A 16,894-nucleotide genomic window follows, 5' to 3' on the forward strand; every position below is an offset into this window, starting at 1 on the left:
CGTGCCGATCATCACCGAAGAACAACAGGCGCAGTTTCGGGAAGAGGGTTTCTTCATCCTCGAACGCGCCGTGCCGGAGGAGCAGCTGAAGATTCTGCGCGAGGCATGCGATCACCTGATCGAGGCGATGCATGCAGAGATGGATCGGCAGGGCACCGATCACGTCCACATCAGCCATCGCGGCAAACGCTATCACATCGCCAAACAATACGACCACGCGCCGCGACTGGGCGAGTTTGTGTTCAGCGAACTGATGGCCGAGATTTGCCGCGCGACCCTCGGCGACACGGCGTTTCTCTTTTACGACCAATACGTCGTCAAAGCCGCCGAGCAAGGCATGGCGTTTTCGTGGCATCAGGATAGCGGTTATCTCGGTTTTCCGCACACGCCCTACGTCACCTGCTGGACGGCGGTGGACGACATGACACTCGCCAACGGCACGGCGCACGTGATGCCCTTTTCGCAAATCGGCATCCGCACGTTGGTCGAGCATGTGCACGATGAAACCACCGGCGACAAGGCCGGCTACTTTGGTGAAGCGTCCGGGGTGCCGGCGATTGTGCCCGCGGGCAGCGTGGTGGTGTTCAGCTCACTCAGTTTCCATCGCAGCGGTCCGAATACCACCAACCAAATGCGCCGCGCGTACGTCACCCAATATTCCCCGGAAATCCTTCGTCGCCCAAATGAAACCGAGCCGATGCACTTGGGCGTGCCTTTTTTGGAAAACGGCCACAGAATCCTAACGCAATGAACGCCTTCACCCGTCGACAATTTCTCGGAACCACCGCCACGGCAGCTGCCCTGCCCGCGATCGCGACCGCCGCGACGCCGAAGTTTCGGCTCCAGTACATTCTGTCTTCATCGATGTACGGCAAGCTGCCGCTCAAGGAGATCTTGCCGGAAGTCGCAAAAACCGACGCAGACACCATCGACATCTGGCCTGCCGTGCACGGCAATCAACGCGAACAAATCGAGGCCATGGGCCATGACGCCTTCGCCGCCATGCTGCGCCGGCACAAGACCGCGAAGGGCACCCTGCGAATGGGTTGCATCACTCGCTATGATCTCGGACCGTTCGGACTGCAAAAGGAAATGGCGTTCGCCAAAAAATTCGGCACCAAACTAATCGTCTGCGGCGGGCGCGGTCGCCGCAATCTGAAGGGCGCGGAGCTGAAAGCTGAGGTCAAACAATTCACCGAGCTAATGAAGCCGCACCTCGCCACGGCCGAAGCGGCGGGCGTAACCATCGCCATCGAGAATCATTCCAGCAATCTCATTAACACGCCCGACTCCCTCAAGTGGCTGGCCGAACTGGCGCCCTCACGACACCTCGGCATCGCGCTGGCCCCGTACCATCTCGAGAGCCTCGGCCTGGACGCCGCCGGACACGCCGCGCTCATCAAGACCCTCGGCAACCGCATCGCCATGTTCTACGCCTGGCAACACGGCATGGGCTGCTCCAAGAAATTGCCCAAGGAACAGGAACTCCTCCAAATGCCCGGCCGCGGCAAGCTCGACTTCACGCCCATTCTCGGCGCCCTCAAGGCCATCGGGTACAACGGCGTCACCAGCATCTTCATGCACCCCGTCCCCCGCGGCATCCCCATCCTCGACACCGCCGCCCAATGCACCACTGAAATTAACCGCGCGCGAACGTACTTGGAAAAGTGCCTCGCCATGGCGTAACCTTCCGGACTCATGAGCGACACCAAACCCAAAGTCCTGATCATCATCGGCGATGCCGCTGAGACGGTGGACACGATGTACCCCTACTTCCGCCTGATCGAGGGCGGCTACGAACCGGTGATTGCCGCGCCGGAGAAGCGCACCTACCAAATGGTGATGCACCAAAATAAACCCGGCTGGACCATCACCAAGGAATGGGAAGGCTACACGATGGATGCGGACATCGCCTTTGCCGACATCAAGCCCGAGGAGTATCTCGGCATCTTTTACAGTGGCGGCCGCGCGCCGGAATACATTCGCGAGGACGAGGATCTCCTCCGCATCACGCGTTATTTCTTTGAGAAAAATGCCCCCATCGCCAGCGTGTGTCACGGCGTGGAAATCCCCGCGCGCGCCGATTGCGTGAAAGGCCGGCGCATGGCCACCGTGCCCAAAGCAAAGTTTGATCTCGAAATCTGTGGCGGCACCTTCGTCGATGAACCCTGCGTGATCGACGGCAATCTCATTAGCGGCCGCACCTTCTGGGATCACGGCCATTACATGGGCCCGTGGATGAAACTCCTCGATGAAGCCCGCGCAAAACAATCAACTGAATAATGGCGCCTGGTCGGCAATTACACGGACTCGCAGGCTCGTCCCTCCAACGCGAAGGACTCCAATGGAGGGACGAGCCTGCGAGTCCGCGATGGTGGCCAAACCCTTTCTTCCCGCGATCATGATTCGTGGAGCATTCATCATCGCAATTTGCTTACCGTTGTTCGCGGTGGCGCAACCGGTGGTTCCCGGCTTTGACCGATTCCCGCGCGACACGCCGGCCGCGCAAATTGCCGCCGGCGAAGTGCTCATCACCGAACTCAATTGCGTCGCCTGCCATGCCGCCGACGAAGGCCAAGCTCACCGCTTTCAACGCCGGCCCGCGCCCACGCTGTTTACCACGCACAATCCCGGATCGGCCGGTTGGCTGCGGCATTGGTTGCTGGACCCGCAAAAGCTCAAGCCCGGCACGCTCATGCCCGATCTGCTTCACGGCTTGGACAAGGAAAATAAACCCCAAGCCGTAGACGCCCTTCGCCATTATTTGGTGACCCTTAATCCCGTCACGGGCCCGGAAGCGGCCATGATTGGCGACGGCCACAAAGGCAAGCAACTATACCGAACCCTCGGCTGCGCCCAGTGCCATGCGCCGGATGCTCTGGATAATAAACAGGACATTCCGTTGGGCAATGTGCGTTACAAATACGGGCATGCCCACCTCATCAAATTTCTGCGCGACCCACTGCACAGCCGACCGGCCGGTCGCATGCCGCGCACGCCCATGAGCGAAGAGGAAGCCGCTCACTTGTCGGTGTACCTCCGGCAACGCTCCGGGCCGTTGGATATGTATGGGCTTGCCCGTGGACCGGCCGCGTTGAAGTTGCGGGCCGAAGGCAAGCAGTTGGTTCAAACCCTGCGTTGCGCCAACTGCCACCAAATGCCAAAACAGAAAGACCAACCGGCCCAGTTAAATTTCTCCAAACCGCTCAGTGAACTCAATCCCACCCGCGGCTGCCTCGCGCCCCAGCCGGTGGCCGCCGTCCCGCAGTTTCATCTCAACGCCGCCCAACGCACCGCCATCACTGCCGCCCTGCGCGCCAAGGATGTTGCCCCGTCCCTGACCACGCACGTGCATCGGGAACTCCGCCTGTTCAACTGCACCGCTTGTCATGACCGCAAAGCATTCGGTGGACCGAATCCCCAACGTGACAATCTCTTTCACAGTCTTGGCGAAGATCTCGGCGACGAAGGCCGACTGCCGCCCACGCTCACCGGCGTCGGGGCCAAGCTCACGGAGTCCGCCCTGCACAAGGTCCTCCGGGGCGAAGGCGCTGTCCGGCCCTATCTCGCCACGCGCATGCCAGACTTTGGCGAGGCCAATGCCAAGCGGCTGACTCAAATACTAACGGCCGCCGACGCGCGGGCCAATGTGAAACCCACGCCGCGCCATGGCACCGAAAACAAGGTAGGCCGCAACAAATACGGCCGCGATTTGATGGGCGTGCAAGGGCTCAACTGCATCACCTGCCACCAACTCGCCGGCCACAAATCGCTCGGCATCCAAGCGCTCGACCTCGCCCATGCGCCCAGCCGATTGCGTCCGGAATGGTTTCGTGATTATTTGATCAACCCCGCTGCTTTCCGGCCCGGCACGCGGATGCCGTCCTTTTGGCCGGAGGGCAAGGCGGTCAGTAAAATTTTTGGGAGCAACACCGAGCGCCAAATCGACAGTATTTGGGTGTACCTCAACGAGCTCGAGCAAACCCGCCTGCCCGAGGGTTTGGAAAAGAAAGGCGGCTTCGAGCTGAAGCCCGACAAGCAGCCCATCGTGTTTCGCACCTTCATGGAAGGCGCCGGCACGCACGCGATTGCGATCGGTTTTCCGGCTGGAGTGCATGCGGCGTTTGATTCTGAAGCCGTTGGTTGGACAACTCTGTGGCGCGGGAAATTTCTTGATGCCGAAAGCACGTGGGACGATCGCTTCACGCCGCTGGCCAAACCGCTTGGCACAGACCTCATCAAGCTCCCATCCGGCCCGGCTGTTGCGGTTTATCAAGACGGCAAACCGTGGCCCAAGGGTGAACTGCAATTCCGCGGTTACCGCCTGGCCAAGAACGGCACCCCGACGTTTCTCTATCGCCATGGCAAAATAGAAATCACCGATACGCTCACGCCACAGGGCAAAGGAATGCAGCGGCGGATGGAGTTCACCGGCGGCGAGGGCGAACTGGCTGTGAGGTTGGCGGTGGGAGAAGACTTCCAAACAAAGAAACTTGGGCAGTGGATTGTTGACAAACATTTTACCGTCATCACCCCCACTGTAAAGATGCGGACGGTTGGCAAACAAATGGAACTCCACGCGCCGGTGAAGCTGAAAGCCAACGGCAAAACGGTTTTGGAGGTGGAACTGCAATGGTGAAACTAAATTCAATTGAACGCGCCCGGCAATTCGCGGACTCGCAGGCTCGTCCCTCCAGCGCGAGGCCCCCCAATGGAGGGACGAGCCTGCGAGTCCGCGGGAGGCTTTTGTGCGCACTCATTGTTTGCACATTCTCGACAACCATCGGCTTCTCTGCCGAAAAAGATTTCTACAAACTCACGACCATCCCCTTCCCCAAGGAACTGAAGCTCGAGGTCAGCGGCATGGCGGCGTTACCGGGCGACCGCATGGCTATTGCGATCCGGAAAGGTGAGGTGTGGATTGCCGAGAAGCTTTCGACTGGCCAGCCCGTTTACAAACAATTCGCCAGCGGACTGCATGAGCCGCTCGGTCTCGCGCTGCACAAGGGCGATCTCTACACCGTGCAACGCAGCGAATTGACGCGACTGCGCGATACCGATGACGACGGGCGCGCCGACGAGTATCTCACCCACGCCAAGGGCTGGGGCGTGACGGGCAACTACCACGAGTACGCCTACGGCCCGGCCGTGGATGGCGCGGGTAATATGTGGGTGGCGCTCAATTGCTCCATCGGCAAGGGGCCGAATCCCAACAACCTCTGGCGCGGCTGGAGCCTGCGCGTGAAGCCCGATGGTTCGTGGGCGCCAATCTCTGGCGGTTTCCGGTCGCCTTCGGGCATCGGCACCAATCTCGCCGGCGATGTGTTTGCCACCGATCAACAAGGCAATTGGTTTCCCACCTGCCCGCTGATGCATGTGAAGCGCGGTGCGTTTCATGGCCACGCCGACGCCCTGCAATTCACGAAACTCCCCGGTGCGACGTTCCAAGTAAAACAGCCGTTGCCGAAAAACCTGACCGTCGCCGAGGCCGCCAAACGCATCCCGGCTTATCAACTGCCGGCCGTTTGGTTTCCGTACCGGAAGATGGGCATGAGCACGACGGATATTTTGGCCGACAGCACGAAAGGCAAGTTCGGCCCATTCGCCGGGCAGTTGTTTTGCGGCGAGTTCACGATGTCGTTTGTATCGCGCGTATTCCTGGAAAAGGTGGGCGGCGAATATCAGGGCGCCTGTTTTCGTTTTCGCGGTGGACTCGACTGCGCCGCGTTGCGCTTGCAATGGGGCGCGGAGGGCTCGATGTATATCGGCCAAAGCAATCGCGGCTGGAACTCGCTCGGCACAAAAAGTTACGGCCTCCAACGCCTGCAATGGACCGGCAAGATGCCGTTTGAGATGAAGAGCATGTCCGTCACGCGGCACGGGTTTCGCCTGAGCTTCACACAGATGATCGATGTCGGCACGGCGATCACGCCCAAGAGCTACACGCTCAAGAGCTACACGTATCCGTACCAATCCAAATACGGCGGCGAGCCGGTGGATGTGAAAAAGCACGAAGTGAAGTTTGGTGGATTGGACGCGACGGGTCTATTCGTCGACTTGGCCGTGGACGAAATGCGTGAGGGTTACGTGTACGAACTTCATGCCCACGGCGTTCGCAATCACAAAGGCCAACCGCTGCTGCATTCGGAGGCGTATTACACGCTGAACCGCGCGTTGAAGTAGCATCGTGCTGCCGGTGCCTCGCCAGCAGAAATTGCATGTGAGTAGCCCTTTGGGTCTGTCGGCGAGGCGCCGGCAGCACTTCATGATTAAGGGCGGTTTAGTAACGGGTTCTTCCGGAAATCACCGGGGATCAAGGGCTTGCGCGCGGGCACTTTTTTCGCGCCGCGGTAGGGAGGCCACTGGATGCGCTGGCTTTCGTAGCGGGCAAATTCCCACGCGGGCCATTCGGGGGTGTCCTTCTGCACACCGGCGTAAATCGTTTTCATTTGGGCGGACAAACGATTGAAGCGGCCGGCCTCGGTCTTGGCGAGGTCGGTGGTCTCGGCCCGGTCGGTTTTGAGGTTGTACAATTCCATCTTTCCAAGCGGAGCGGTCTTGATGGTTTTTTGATCCTCGAGGGTAATACCGGCGCGGTGCTTGATGGGCGGGGCGTCCATGGCGGCGATGAGTTTCCAATCGCCGTCGCGCAGGGCTACTTGATGATCGCCGCGCGCGCCATAAAAATGCCAATACAACGGCTGGGTGCGCTGGACCGTTTCACCACGAAACAGGCCGCGAAAATTGGCACCATCAAGGTGCCGATCTCTGGGCGGCTTGAGGCCGGTGAAGCTGCAAAGGGTGGGCAGCAAATCCACCCCGCTGATGGGGGTGGATTCCACGGCGCCGGCTTTCACCTTGCCGGGCCAGCGCACGAGGCCGGGCACACGAATGCCGCCTTCGTACACGCTGCCCTTTTTGTCGCGCAACCCGGCGGTCTCGCCATGCGGATGAAAGCCGGTGCGCGCGGGGCCGTTGTCGCTGGTGAAAAACACGAAGGTATTGTCGCTCAACTTCTGTTGATCCAGCGCGGTCATCAGCCGGCCGAAGCTGGCGTCCAGTTGCGCGACGTTGGCCCAATAGGCGGTGTGGCTGGGATCGTCGCTGGGATAATCCTTGGCGAAATGCGGATCGCTGGCGATGGGCTCGTGCGGCTCGTGGTAGCAGACGAACAGAAAAAAGGGCTTTGATTTATCGCGCCACGCACGCAGCCAGTGAATGGCCTCATCGGTGACAATGCCGGCGGCGTAGCCTTTCAACGGGCCGACAGGGGTGCCGTTGCGGACAAAGTTCCACGGGTTGCGATGATTCGGCAGCGCGTTGTTTTGCGTGGAGAACCAGTGGTTAAAGCCGTGGTCATTGGGCTGCGGCTGGCCGGTGAGATTGAAGCGGCCGTTGAGATGCCACTTGCCGACGTGCGCGGTGTCGTAGCCGCCCTGTTGCAGAATGCTCGCGATCGTGATCTCGCTGGCCGGCACGTGCATTGGCGAGAGCATCGGAATCCAGTTGTGCACGCCCACTCGCGTCGGCGTGCGGCCGGTCATCAGGCCCGTGCGCGAGGGGGAACAGTTCGGGTGCGCCGAGTAACAATCGGTAAAGCGCATGCCCTGACGCGCGAAGCGGTCGAGATGTGGCGTCTTCACGATTTTGTTTCCGTAACAACCCAGGTCGCCATAGCCGAGATCATCAGCCAGCACGACGATAATGTTGGGCGGGCGATACTCCCCCACGGCGAGCGCACAATAGGAAGTGAGCAGGAGAATCGAAAGCAGACGTTGCATGCCGCAAAGCTAAGCGATTGACGGCTGTTGACAATCCCGAATCGCCTTCGCGACGCGTTTGCGGCACAGTCCCGCGCCGTGAAACAAAAGATCATCCAGCGGTTGCGCGTGCTCGGTACCATTGAGGGCATTTCATTCCTCGTGCTCATGGGCATCGCCATGCCGCTCAAGTATGGTTTCGGCCACGCGCACGCCATCTTTTGGCCGGGCTTGATTCACGGCGTTTTGTTTCTCCTTTACTGCGCAGCACTGGCTCATGCCAAAATGATGCTCAGTAAGCCGCTGGGTTGGGCGGTGAAATTATTCATCGCCGCTTTGCTCCCCTTCGGGCCGTTTGTAATGGATGGGAACTTAAAGCGCGAAATGGACGATGAGGCGTCCGGCGAATAACGTGGGCGCTGGCGACTCTTCACATCGCAGCCGGGATTTTTGGGGTGTGCGAACGCCCTTTGCACCGAGCCGTTGCCCGTTTTTTTACGGATGGATCATCATGTTCGCGGCAACACTTGGTGCCATTTTCAGTATCCCGGGCCAGACGATGGGCTTCAGTGTGTTCACGGATTTGCTGATGGAAGAGCTGGGGCTGTCACGCGTGGAACTCAGCTTGGCTTATTGCATCGGCACTGTGGGGAGCGGGCTCACGCTGCCGTGGTTGGGGAATGTACTCGATCGGGTGGGCGAACGCAAAATGGCGGTGGCCTCGGTGATCGCGATTGGGTTGATTTTATTTTACCTGTCTCAAACCGGCCCGCTGAGTCGCGGGCTCGGGAAAATTTTACCGGCAAGTATCGCTTCGTTTCTCGTGATCGGGCTTGGCTTTTATATGATCCGCGCCGCCGCGCAGGGCGTGCTGTCCATGACTTGCCGCAATGCCATTGGTAAGTGGTTTGATTTTCAACGCGGGCTGGCGCTGGCCATCAGCGGTATTCTCGTTTCGTTCACTTACTCGCTTGCCCCGCGCGGATTAGATTGGCTCATTCAACGGCACGGTCACGATGGCGCCTGGATGCTGATGGGTGCGGCGACGTTGGCGGTGATGGCGCCGATCGCCTGGTTGCTCTTTCGTGACCGACCGGAAGATGACGGTTTGAAAATGGACAACGGTAAAGTTGCCGCCAAGCCTCACCACAATCCGGACATGCAAATCCACCGCGAATTCACGCGGGACGAAGCCGTGCGTGATTATTCGTTTTGGGTATTCAACTTCACGTTTTCATTTTACGGATTGTTCGCCACCGCGTTCACGTTTCACATCCTCTCGTTGGGGCAGGAATTCCAATTTGACCGCGAACGTATTTTGTCGCTGTTCGTGCCCATCGCAGCCGTCAGCGTTTCCACCAACCTCATTTTCGGCGCGATCAACACTCGACTACGCATTAAAACATTGCTGATCATTATGAATCTCGGTTGCCTCTCAGCCGTGCTGGGCATGTTGTTTCTCAACCAACCCGGCGGCGTGCCCGCGTATGTGATCGGCAATGGCATCGCCAGCGGCGGCTTTATCAGCCTCACCGGCATCGTTTTCCCACGCTTTTATGGCCGCAAACATTTGGGCGCGATCAGCGGCGTGAACATGTCCAGCATGGTCATCGGCAGCGGACTCGGACCGCTTCTGTTTGGTGCCTGCCACCATTTCACGGGCAGTTATCGGTTGATTCTTATCGCAAGTATCTTTATCCCAACGGCGCTGGCGCTGTTAAGCCTGCGCGCCGACAATCCACAACGACATTTGAACGATACCGCATGAACCGCTTTCGCGAAGGACAACGTTGGGTCAGTGAGCCCGAACCGGAACTGGGGCTGGGCACGGTGATGCAGTCGGGCGAGGGCCGCGTGCAAGTGGTGTTTCCCGCCACCGGTGAGGTGCGGGTTTATACGGTGGAAAATGCGCCGCTGCGGCGGGTGAGTTTTCGGGCGGGGGAAAGCATTGAAGATCACGAGGGCAATCAACGTGTGATCGAGGGGGTTCGCGAGGCGGACGATGTGCTCACCTATTTTGGTAATGGCTGGGAAATGGCGGAGGTGCAGCTAAACGATCTCATTAGCGTGCACGGACCGATGGAGCGGTTGCGCGGCGGACACACGGATGCGACGAGCGTGTTCGCCCTGCGACGGCGCGCGTTGGAGATGATGCATCGCTTTCGGAAAGCGCCGGAGCGCGGGTTTCTTGGCGGGCGCATTGATTTAATCCCGCATCAACTTTTCATCGCGCAGGAGGTGGGCGAGCGCCTTGCACCGCGCGTGTTGCTTTCCGATGAGGTTGGGCTGGGCAAGACGATTGAGGCGGGCTTGATTTTGCATCGGCAACTCGTCACCGGCCGCGCATCGCGCGTGCTCATTTTGGTGCCGGAATCGCTAGTGCATCAGTGGTTTGTGGAGATGCTGCGCAAGTTCAATGTGTGGGTTCACATTTTTGATGAAGCCCGCTGCGCGTCCATCGCGAAAACGCAGCCGGAGGCTAATCCATTTCTCGATGATCAAGTGATTCTTTGCAGCATCGATTTTCTGGCGGCCTATCCCGAACGCGCCGCGCAGGCAAAAGAAGCCGGTTGGGATTTGTTGGTGGTCGATGAAGCGCATCACCTCGAATGGAGCGAAGAAAATGCGAGCAACGAATATCAACTCGTCGAAGCCATCGGCCAACAAGCCGAAGGCCTGCTGCTGCTCACGGCCACGCCGGAACAGCTGGGGCAGGAAAGTCATTTCGCGCGGCTGCGTTTGCTGGATCCCGATCGCTATTCGGATTTCGCCGCGTACCAAGCCGAGGCGGAACACTTCACCGACATCGCCCCCATCGCCAATGCGCTGCACGCGGGCGAGCCGTTGACGGATGCCCAAAAGCAATCGCTCGATGCAATGCCGGACTTGGATTCAACGATGGATGCGGATGCATTGTTAACAGCACTGCTCGACCGGCACGGGCCGGGCCGCGTGATTTTCCGCAATGCACGCGCGGCGATGAGCGGCTTTCCCGGCCGCGTGGCGCATCTCGCGCCGTTGGTGCCCGACCGTGATGCGGTGGATTGGATGGCACACGCGGCGCGTGAATTCGCCAGCGACACGGACGCCGGCGAGCCCATCGAAAAATACAATCTCAATTACGATCCGCGCATCGCGTGGCTCGGGCGGTTGCTTCACGAATTGGGCGAAGACAAAGTGCTGCTCATTTGCCGCTCTCGCGAAAAGGCGCTCGCCATCGAAAAAGCCGTGAGCCGCCAGGTGCCGGTGAAGACGGCGGTGTTTCACGAAGGCCTAAACCTGGTGCAACGCGACCGCAACGCGGCGTGGTTTGCCGAAGAAGACGGCGCGCGGCTGCTGATTTGCTCGGAGATCGGCAGCGAAGGTCGCAATTTTCAATTTGTCCATCACCTCGTGCTGTTTGATTTACCACTGAATCCGGAACTGCTCGAGCAACGCATCGGCCGGCTCGATCGCATCGGCCAAACACAGACCATCCACATCCACACGCCGTACCTTGAAGGCAGTCCGCAGGAAGTGCTCGCGCGTTGGTATCACGAGGGGCTCGAGGCGTTCGAAAGCAACCTGCACGGCGCAAATCAATTGCTGCAACAATTCGGTGACAAAGTGCTGGCGTTGGCGGCGGATTTTTCCGACTCAAAAAAACTCGATTCACTCATCACCCAAACCGCTGCCGAACATCGCACGCTCGCCGAACAACTCGAACGCGGGCGCGATCGGTTGTTGGAATTAAATTCCCATCGACCGCATTCGGCCAATGCCCTCGTCGATGCCATCCGCGCAACCGACACCGACGAAACACTCGAAGGATTTATGATGCGCATCTTCGATCACTTCGGCGTGCACGTTGAAGATCTCGGCAACCGTACGTACTTACTCGATGGCCGCGGCGTGACGACCGACAGCTTTCCGGAGCTGCCCAAGGAAGGCCTCGTGGGCACCTTCGCCCGCAGCCACGCACTGGGGCGGGAAGATGTGAGTTTGCTTTCCAGCGATCACCCGATGGTTTCTGGCGCGGTGGATTTGCTGCTCAGCAGCGAGCAGGGCAACTGCAGCTTTGGCGTGTGGATCGATGAGGAGGACAAAACTCTCCTGCTCGAAACCATCTTCGTTCTCGAAGTGCTCGCGCCCGCGCGGCTGCACGCCGATCGTTTCCTGCCGCCCACGCCCGTTCGAATTTTGGTGAACCACAAAAACGAATCGCTCGATCTTGAGTTGCCCGTGCTGGCAAAAGGCACGCCGTACAAGCTGTTGGATCACCCCACCCTTGGCCGCAAAACCATCCCCGCGATGATTGATGCCGCAGAGAAATTCGCCGAAGCTGAAGCCCAAACCATCACCGCCGTGGCCACCGCCGCGATGACTCAGCAGTTGCAATCCGAGCTCGACCGCCTCACCCACCTACGCGCAGTGAACGACCATGTGCGCCCCGAGGAAATTGCCCTCACCCGTATCCAACTCGCCGAGCTCACCACCGCGCTCTCCCAATCCCGCGTGCGCCTCGATGCCGTTCGGCTAATTTGGAAAGGCGACCCCAAGGCCATTCGGGGCTAATCGCTAAAAAACCTTGGCGTCTTGGCGTCTTCGCGGTTCAATCCCACCAACCATGTTGCTCCACCAAAAACTCATTCATCCGGACATCAACGGCATCATCGGCGCGGCCGGTCATCACTCCAAGATTCTCATTGCCGACGGCAATTACCCGGCCTCCTCCACGTTAGGGCCGAATGCCGAACTTGTTTCGCTCAACCTCATGCCCGGCGTGGTGACCTGCGCCCAGGTAATGGAAGCCCTGCTCAGTGCCGTACCGATCGAGGCGGCCAATACGATGGGCATTCCCGAGGACGATCCCTACGCGAAGTTCGGACCGCCACCGGTCTGGGCCGAGTACGAGCAACTCATCGACGAAGCCGGTTTGGACATGAAATTTGAGCCGATCCCGAAATGGGATTTTTATGAAGCCGTGCGCGGCCCTGATCTGGTGCTCACCATCCAAACCGCCGATCAGGCGCTGTGGGCCAACCTCCTCCTCACCGTCGGCGTGCGCACGCCCGATCAGTAAACGATCATGAAACGACTTCTCCTTGGCCTCGCGGCTATATGGGCCGTGGCATTGCCCGCGGCCGAGCGCCCCAACATTTTGCTCCTCACGGTCGACGACATGAGCTGTGATTCGGTCGGCGTGTACGGCTGCAAATTGCCCGGCACCACGCCGCACATGGACCGGCTCGCCACGCAGTCGCTGCGCTTTGCCCACGCGCACACCACCGTGGGCAACTGCATGCCCTGCCGCAACGTAATGTTTTCCGGCCTGCACTCGCACAACAACAAGATCGAGGGTTTTTATCAGGTGAAAAATCCCGGCTGGCCGCACCTCGTGGATCTCATGAAAGCCGGCGGCTACTTCACCGGCATCCGCGGCAAGGTGAGCCATTCGTCGCCTTACCAACCCTACGCGTGGGACGCCAATCTCGATACGCTGCCCGACGGCACCAAGGCGCATCTCAAAGATGTGAAATCCTACGGCACTGCCACGGCCGTCGGCATCGCGCAGGCCAAGGCGGCGAAGAAGCCGTTTTGTCTGGTGGTCAACATTTCCGATCCGCACAAGCCGTTCTGGAAAGGCCCGAATGACCCTCATCAACCTTCTCGCATTTACACGGCCGACGAGGTGCCGATTCCCGGTTTCCTGTTTGATGACCCGCAGGTGCGCGAGGAACTGGCGCTGTATTACACCAGCGTGCGCCGGGCCGACGATGCCGTGGGGGCGGTACTCCGGGCGCTCGAGGCCAGCGGCGAGGCGGACAATACCGTGGTGATGTTCATGTCCGACCACGGCATGCCGCTGCCCTTTGCCAAGACGCAGCTGTACCATCACAGCACGCGCACACCGTGGATGGTGCGCTGGCCCGGCGTCACTCAACCCGGCAGCGTGGACAAGCAGCACATGATTTCGGTGGTCGATTTCCTGCCCACCGTGCTGGACATCACCGGCATCCAACACCCCAAGCGTCTTGATGGCCGTTCCTATCTGCCGCTGCTCAAGGGGGATCCACAGGACGGCCGCGACTATATCATCAAGGAGTACAACGAAAATTCCGGCCGCTCGCGCGATCCCATGCGCGCCATTCAAACCAAGCGTTACCTGTACCTCTTCAACCCGTGGTCCAACGGAGAACGTGTATTTGCCACCGCCACCACCGGCACGGCCACCTTTCGCCGGTTGGCGGCCTTGGCCAAGACGGACAACAAACTCGCCGCCCGCCTGGATCTTTACAAACATCGCGTGCCCGAGGAACTGTACGACGTCATCAAGGATCCCGATTGCCTGCATAACCTGATCGATTCCCCGCGGCATCAGGCTGAGTTAAAACAACTCTGTGCCACGCTTGAAGCCGCATTGGTGAAATCCAACGATCCCATGCTCGAAGCCTTCCGCAAACGCCAAGACCGCCAATTCGTTGAGGCCTACGTGCAGCAACTGGAAAAGGAAGCCGGCGAACGCCGGCGCAACAAGCCGCCCCGAAACAAACCAAACAAAAACAAACCCAAGAAGCGCACCCCATGATTCGCCGCATTCTCCCCGCCCTGTTCTTCGCCGCTGCCCTGTGTGCCGACGACAAAGCCCCTGCGCCTTTTAACACGCAGGAACTCACCATCCCCTTCCTCAAACCTGCCGAGGCACTCAAGGCGATCGCCGTGCCCAAGGGCTTTCACGTGCAGCTCGCCGCGGCCGAACCGATGGTGCAGCAGCCCATCGATATGGCGTGGGACACCCGCGGCCGCTTGTGGGTTGCCGAGTGTTATACCTATGCCGAGCGCGAAACGAATTTTGAAAAGAAACTCAAGGATCGCATCATCATTCTGGAAGATACCAATCAGGATGGCGTGTTTGATAAACGCAAAATTTTTTGGGACGGCGCCAGTCAGTTGACCAGTATCGAGCTGGGCTTCGGCGGCGTGTGGGCGGCGTGCGCACCGAACATTTTGTTTTTGGCTGACCGAAACGGCGACGATCAACCGGACGGCGAACCGGAGGTGATCCTGGATGGATTCGACACCGACAAAGTGCGTCACAACATCGTCAACGGCCTCCGCTGGGGGCCCGATGGCTGGTTGTACGGCCGGCACGGCATCCTTGGCCCCGGCTCCAAGGTCGGCCGCCCCGGCACTCCCGAAGCCAAGCGCACCCACATCCAGTGTGGCATTTGGCGCTATCATCCCACCCGCAAATCCTTCGAGGTCGTCTGCCACGGCACCACCAATCCGTGGGGGCACGATTGGGATGAGCACGGCCAGCTCTTCTTCATCAACACCGTCATCGGCCACCTCTGGCACGCCGTGCCCGGCGCACGCTTCCAACGCATGTACGGCAATCATTTTGACAAGCACCTCTACGAGTTGATCCAGCAGACCGCCGATCATTTTCACTTTGATGTCGGTAAGGAAAAATGGAGTGACCTCAAGAAAACCGGCATGACCTCCGGCACGGACAAGGCCGGCGGCGGGCACGCGCACACTGGCATGATGATTTATCTGGGCGACAATTGGCCGGCCAAATACCGCGGCAACGTGTTCACTCTCAACCTGCACGGCCTGCGCATGAATCAGGATTCGCTGCATCGGCAAGGCGCCGGTTACGTGGGCAAACACGCGGCGGATTTCATGTTCACCTCCGACAAATGGTTTCGCGGCATCGAACTCAGCTACGCGCCCGACGGCTCCGTGTACGTGCTCGACTGGTCGGACATCGGCGAATGCCACGACAACGACGGCATCCACCGCACCAGCGGCCGCATCTACCGCATCACGTACGGCAAAACCAAGACCGCCAAAGTGAACCTCACCGAATGGTCCAATGACGATCTCGCCGAGAGCGTCGCTTCCCCCAACGAATGGTACAGCCGCCAGGCCCGCCAACTCATCCAACAGCGCGCCGCCGCCGGGCAAGACCTCACCAAGGCCGCCCTTACGCTGATGAACACCTACCGGTTTTCCTCCTCCATCCCCACTGCCCTGCGCGCCATGTGGACCTTAAACGCCATCGGTTCCGCGGATGAAGACTGGCTGCTCGAGCAATCCAACGACGAACGCGAACACATCCGCACATGGGCCATTAAGCTCCTCTGCGACCAAGACTCGCTTTCAGAGAAGACTCAACAACGTTTCATCAAGATGGCCCGCCAAGACAAGGCCGGCCTGGTGCAACTCCAACTCGCCGCGGCGCTGCAACTGTTGCCCCTAAAAGAGCGCTGGCCTCTGGCCCATGCATTGGTGTCTCAGGATACCTTCGCCGAGGATCCCGTGTTTCCCCTGCTCGTCTGGTACGGCATCAACCCGGCCGTCACGGAAAACCGCACCGCCGCCCTCAAGCTGGTGGCCCAGTGCAAGCTCCCCAAAGTCCGCCAATTCATCGCACGTCGGCTGGCAGGTGAGGTAGGCAAACCGAACCCCAAAAAATAGACCGCACCGTTGATGAACAAACTCTTGATCATGTTGATTTTTGTGGGCGGCGTTTGCGTGGGCGAAGCAGCGGACCCCAAGCAGGAGGGCGACCGATTGTTCACTCTGAAAGTGAAACAGATTTTCACCGGCAAATGTTTTTCCTGCCACGGCGGTGATCCGGACAAAATCAAAGGTGATTTTAACCTGACCACACGCAACGCCCTGCTCAAAGGCGGGGAAAGTGAATCCCCGGGCATCATTCCGGGAAAACCCGACGCGAGTCTGATCATCCGAGCCATTGAGCGTAAAGACGAAGACCTCGCCATGCCGCCCAAGGCAAATGACAAATTGAACCCTTCGCAAATTGCCTTCATCAAGCGCTGGATTGCGCTGGGCGCGCCTTGGCCGGACGCAAAAACGCAGGCCAAATACGTCGCCGAAGAACGGACTAAAATTCGCACCGATGAAGGCGTGCTCGTGAAAACCAGTGAGGGACTTTCCGAGGCATGGACTTACCGACGATATCAGGACGAAAATTTGTGGGCGTATCAGCCGGTAAAAAAACCGGCCGTGCCAACATCTCCATTCAGCAATCCCATCGACGCTTTCATTAGCGTGCAACTACCCAAGGGATTGAACCCGGCACCATTAGCCGACCGATTGACACTCATCCGCCGCGTGACCTTTGA

General features: G+C 59.4%; 13 protein-coding genes. 12 read left to right on the plus strand and 1 reads right to left on the minus strand.

Annotated features, from left to right (window positions below):
- The first annotated feature begins 1 nt into the window (after position 1).
- The 5 genes from H8E27_06520 to H8E27_06540 all read left to right on the plus strand — a co-directional run bounded on the left by H8E27_06520 (position 2) and on the right by H8E27_06540 (position 6,183).
- Positions 2-751 carry a phytanoyl-CoA dioxygenase family protein gene (locus H8E27_06520; protein ID MBC8325263.1) on the plus strand — a complete coding sequence of 250 codons (750 nt, stop codon included), beginning with the start codon at positions 2-4 and terminating at the stop codon, positions 749-751.
- Positions 748-1,686 carry a sugar phosphate isomerase/epimerase gene (locus tag H8E27_06525; GenBank protein MBC8325264.1) on the plus strand — a complete coding sequence of 313 codons (939 nt, stop codon included), beginning with the start codon at positions 748-750 and terminating at the stop codon, positions 1,684-1,686. The genes H8E27_06520 and H8E27_06525 overlap by 4 nt, the downstream gene beginning before the upstream one ends.
- A 12-nt stretch (positions 1,687-1,698) precedes the next feature.
- Positions 1,699-2,283, plus strand: a complete 585-nt coding sequence (locus H8E27_06530; protein ID MBC8325265.1) for a DJ-1/PfpI family protein — start codon at positions 1,699-1,701, stop codon at positions 2,281-2,283.
- A gap of 118 nt (positions 2,284-2,401) precedes the next feature.
- Entirely contained in the window at positions 2,402-4,639 is a 2,238-nt protein-coding gene (locus H8E27_06535) for a c-type cytochrome (protein MBC8325266.1), read from the plus strand.
- Between the two features lie 107 nt (positions 4,640-4,746).
- Positions 4,747-6,183, plus strand: coding sequence for a hypothetical protein (locus H8E27_06540; protein MBC8325267.1), 1,437 nt, complete (start codon positions 4,747-4,749; stop codon positions 6,181-6,183).
- An 86-nt stretch (positions 6,184-6,269) separates the two neighbouring features.
- On the opposite strand, the gene H8E27_06545 is transcribed toward H8E27_06540, so the two are convergent.
- A complete protein-coding gene (locus H8E27_06545; GenBank protein ID MBC8325268.1) occupies positions 6,270-7,781 on the minus strand; it encodes a sulfatase-like hydrolase/transferase in 1,512 nt (503 codons plus the stop codon).
- Positions 7,782-7,859: 78 nt separating this feature from the next.
- Between H8E27_06545 and H8E27_06550 the strand changes: the two genes are divergently transcribed.
- From H8E27_06550 to H8E27_06580, 7 genes are all read left to right on the plus strand, one after another.
- Positions 7,860-8,171: a DUF3817 domain-containing protein gene (locus tag H8E27_06550; protein ID MBC8325269.1), complete on the plus strand. Its 312-nt coding sequence runs from the start codon at positions 7,860-7,862 to the stop codon at positions 8,169-8,171.
- Between the two features lie 100 nt (positions 8,172-8,271).
- The gene (locus tag H8E27_06555) at positions 8,272-9,528 is read left to right on the plus strand and encodes an MFS transporter (GenBank protein MBC8325270.1); all 1,257 of its coding nucleotides are present in this window, start codon (positions 8,272-8,274) and stop codon (positions 9,526-9,528) included.
- Positions 9,525-12,314: an RNA polymerase-associated protein RapA gene (rapA, locus tag H8E27_06560; GenBank protein ID MBC8325271.1), complete on the plus strand. Its 2,790-nt coding sequence runs from the start codon at positions 9,525-9,527 to the stop codon at positions 12,312-12,314. The genes H8E27_06555 and rapA overlap by 4 nt, the downstream gene beginning before the upstream one ends.
- A gap of 55 nt (positions 12,315-12,369) precedes the next feature.
- Positions 12,370-12,822, plus strand: coding sequence for a transporter (locus H8E27_06565; protein ID MBC8325272.1), 453 nt, complete (start codon positions 12,370-12,372; stop codon positions 12,820-12,822).
- Between the two features lie 6 nt (positions 12,823-12,828).
- Positions 12,829-14,328, plus strand: a complete 1,500-nt coding sequence (locus H8E27_06570; protein ID MBC8325273.1) for a sulfatase — start codon at positions 12,829-12,831, stop codon at positions 14,326-14,328.
- Complete coding sequence (locus tag H8E27_06575; GenBank protein ID MBC8325274.1) at positions 14,325-16,223, plus strand: hypothetical protein; 1,899 nt, start codon at positions 14,325-14,327, stop codon at positions 16,221-16,223. Before H8E27_06570 ends, H8E27_06575 begins: the two co-directional genes overlap by 4 nt.
- Before the next feature lie 12 nt (positions 16,224-16,235).
- Positions 16,236-16,894, plus strand: a 659-nt coding sequence (locus H8E27_06580) for a hypothetical protein (protein MBC8325275.1), incomplete at its 3' end; no start/stop codon positions are given.

The sequence above is a fragment of the Limisphaerales bacterium genome (assembly GCA_014382585.1).
Taxonomy (GTDB): Bacteria; Verrucomicrobiota; Verrucomicrobiia; order Limisphaerales; family UBA1100; genus JACNJL01.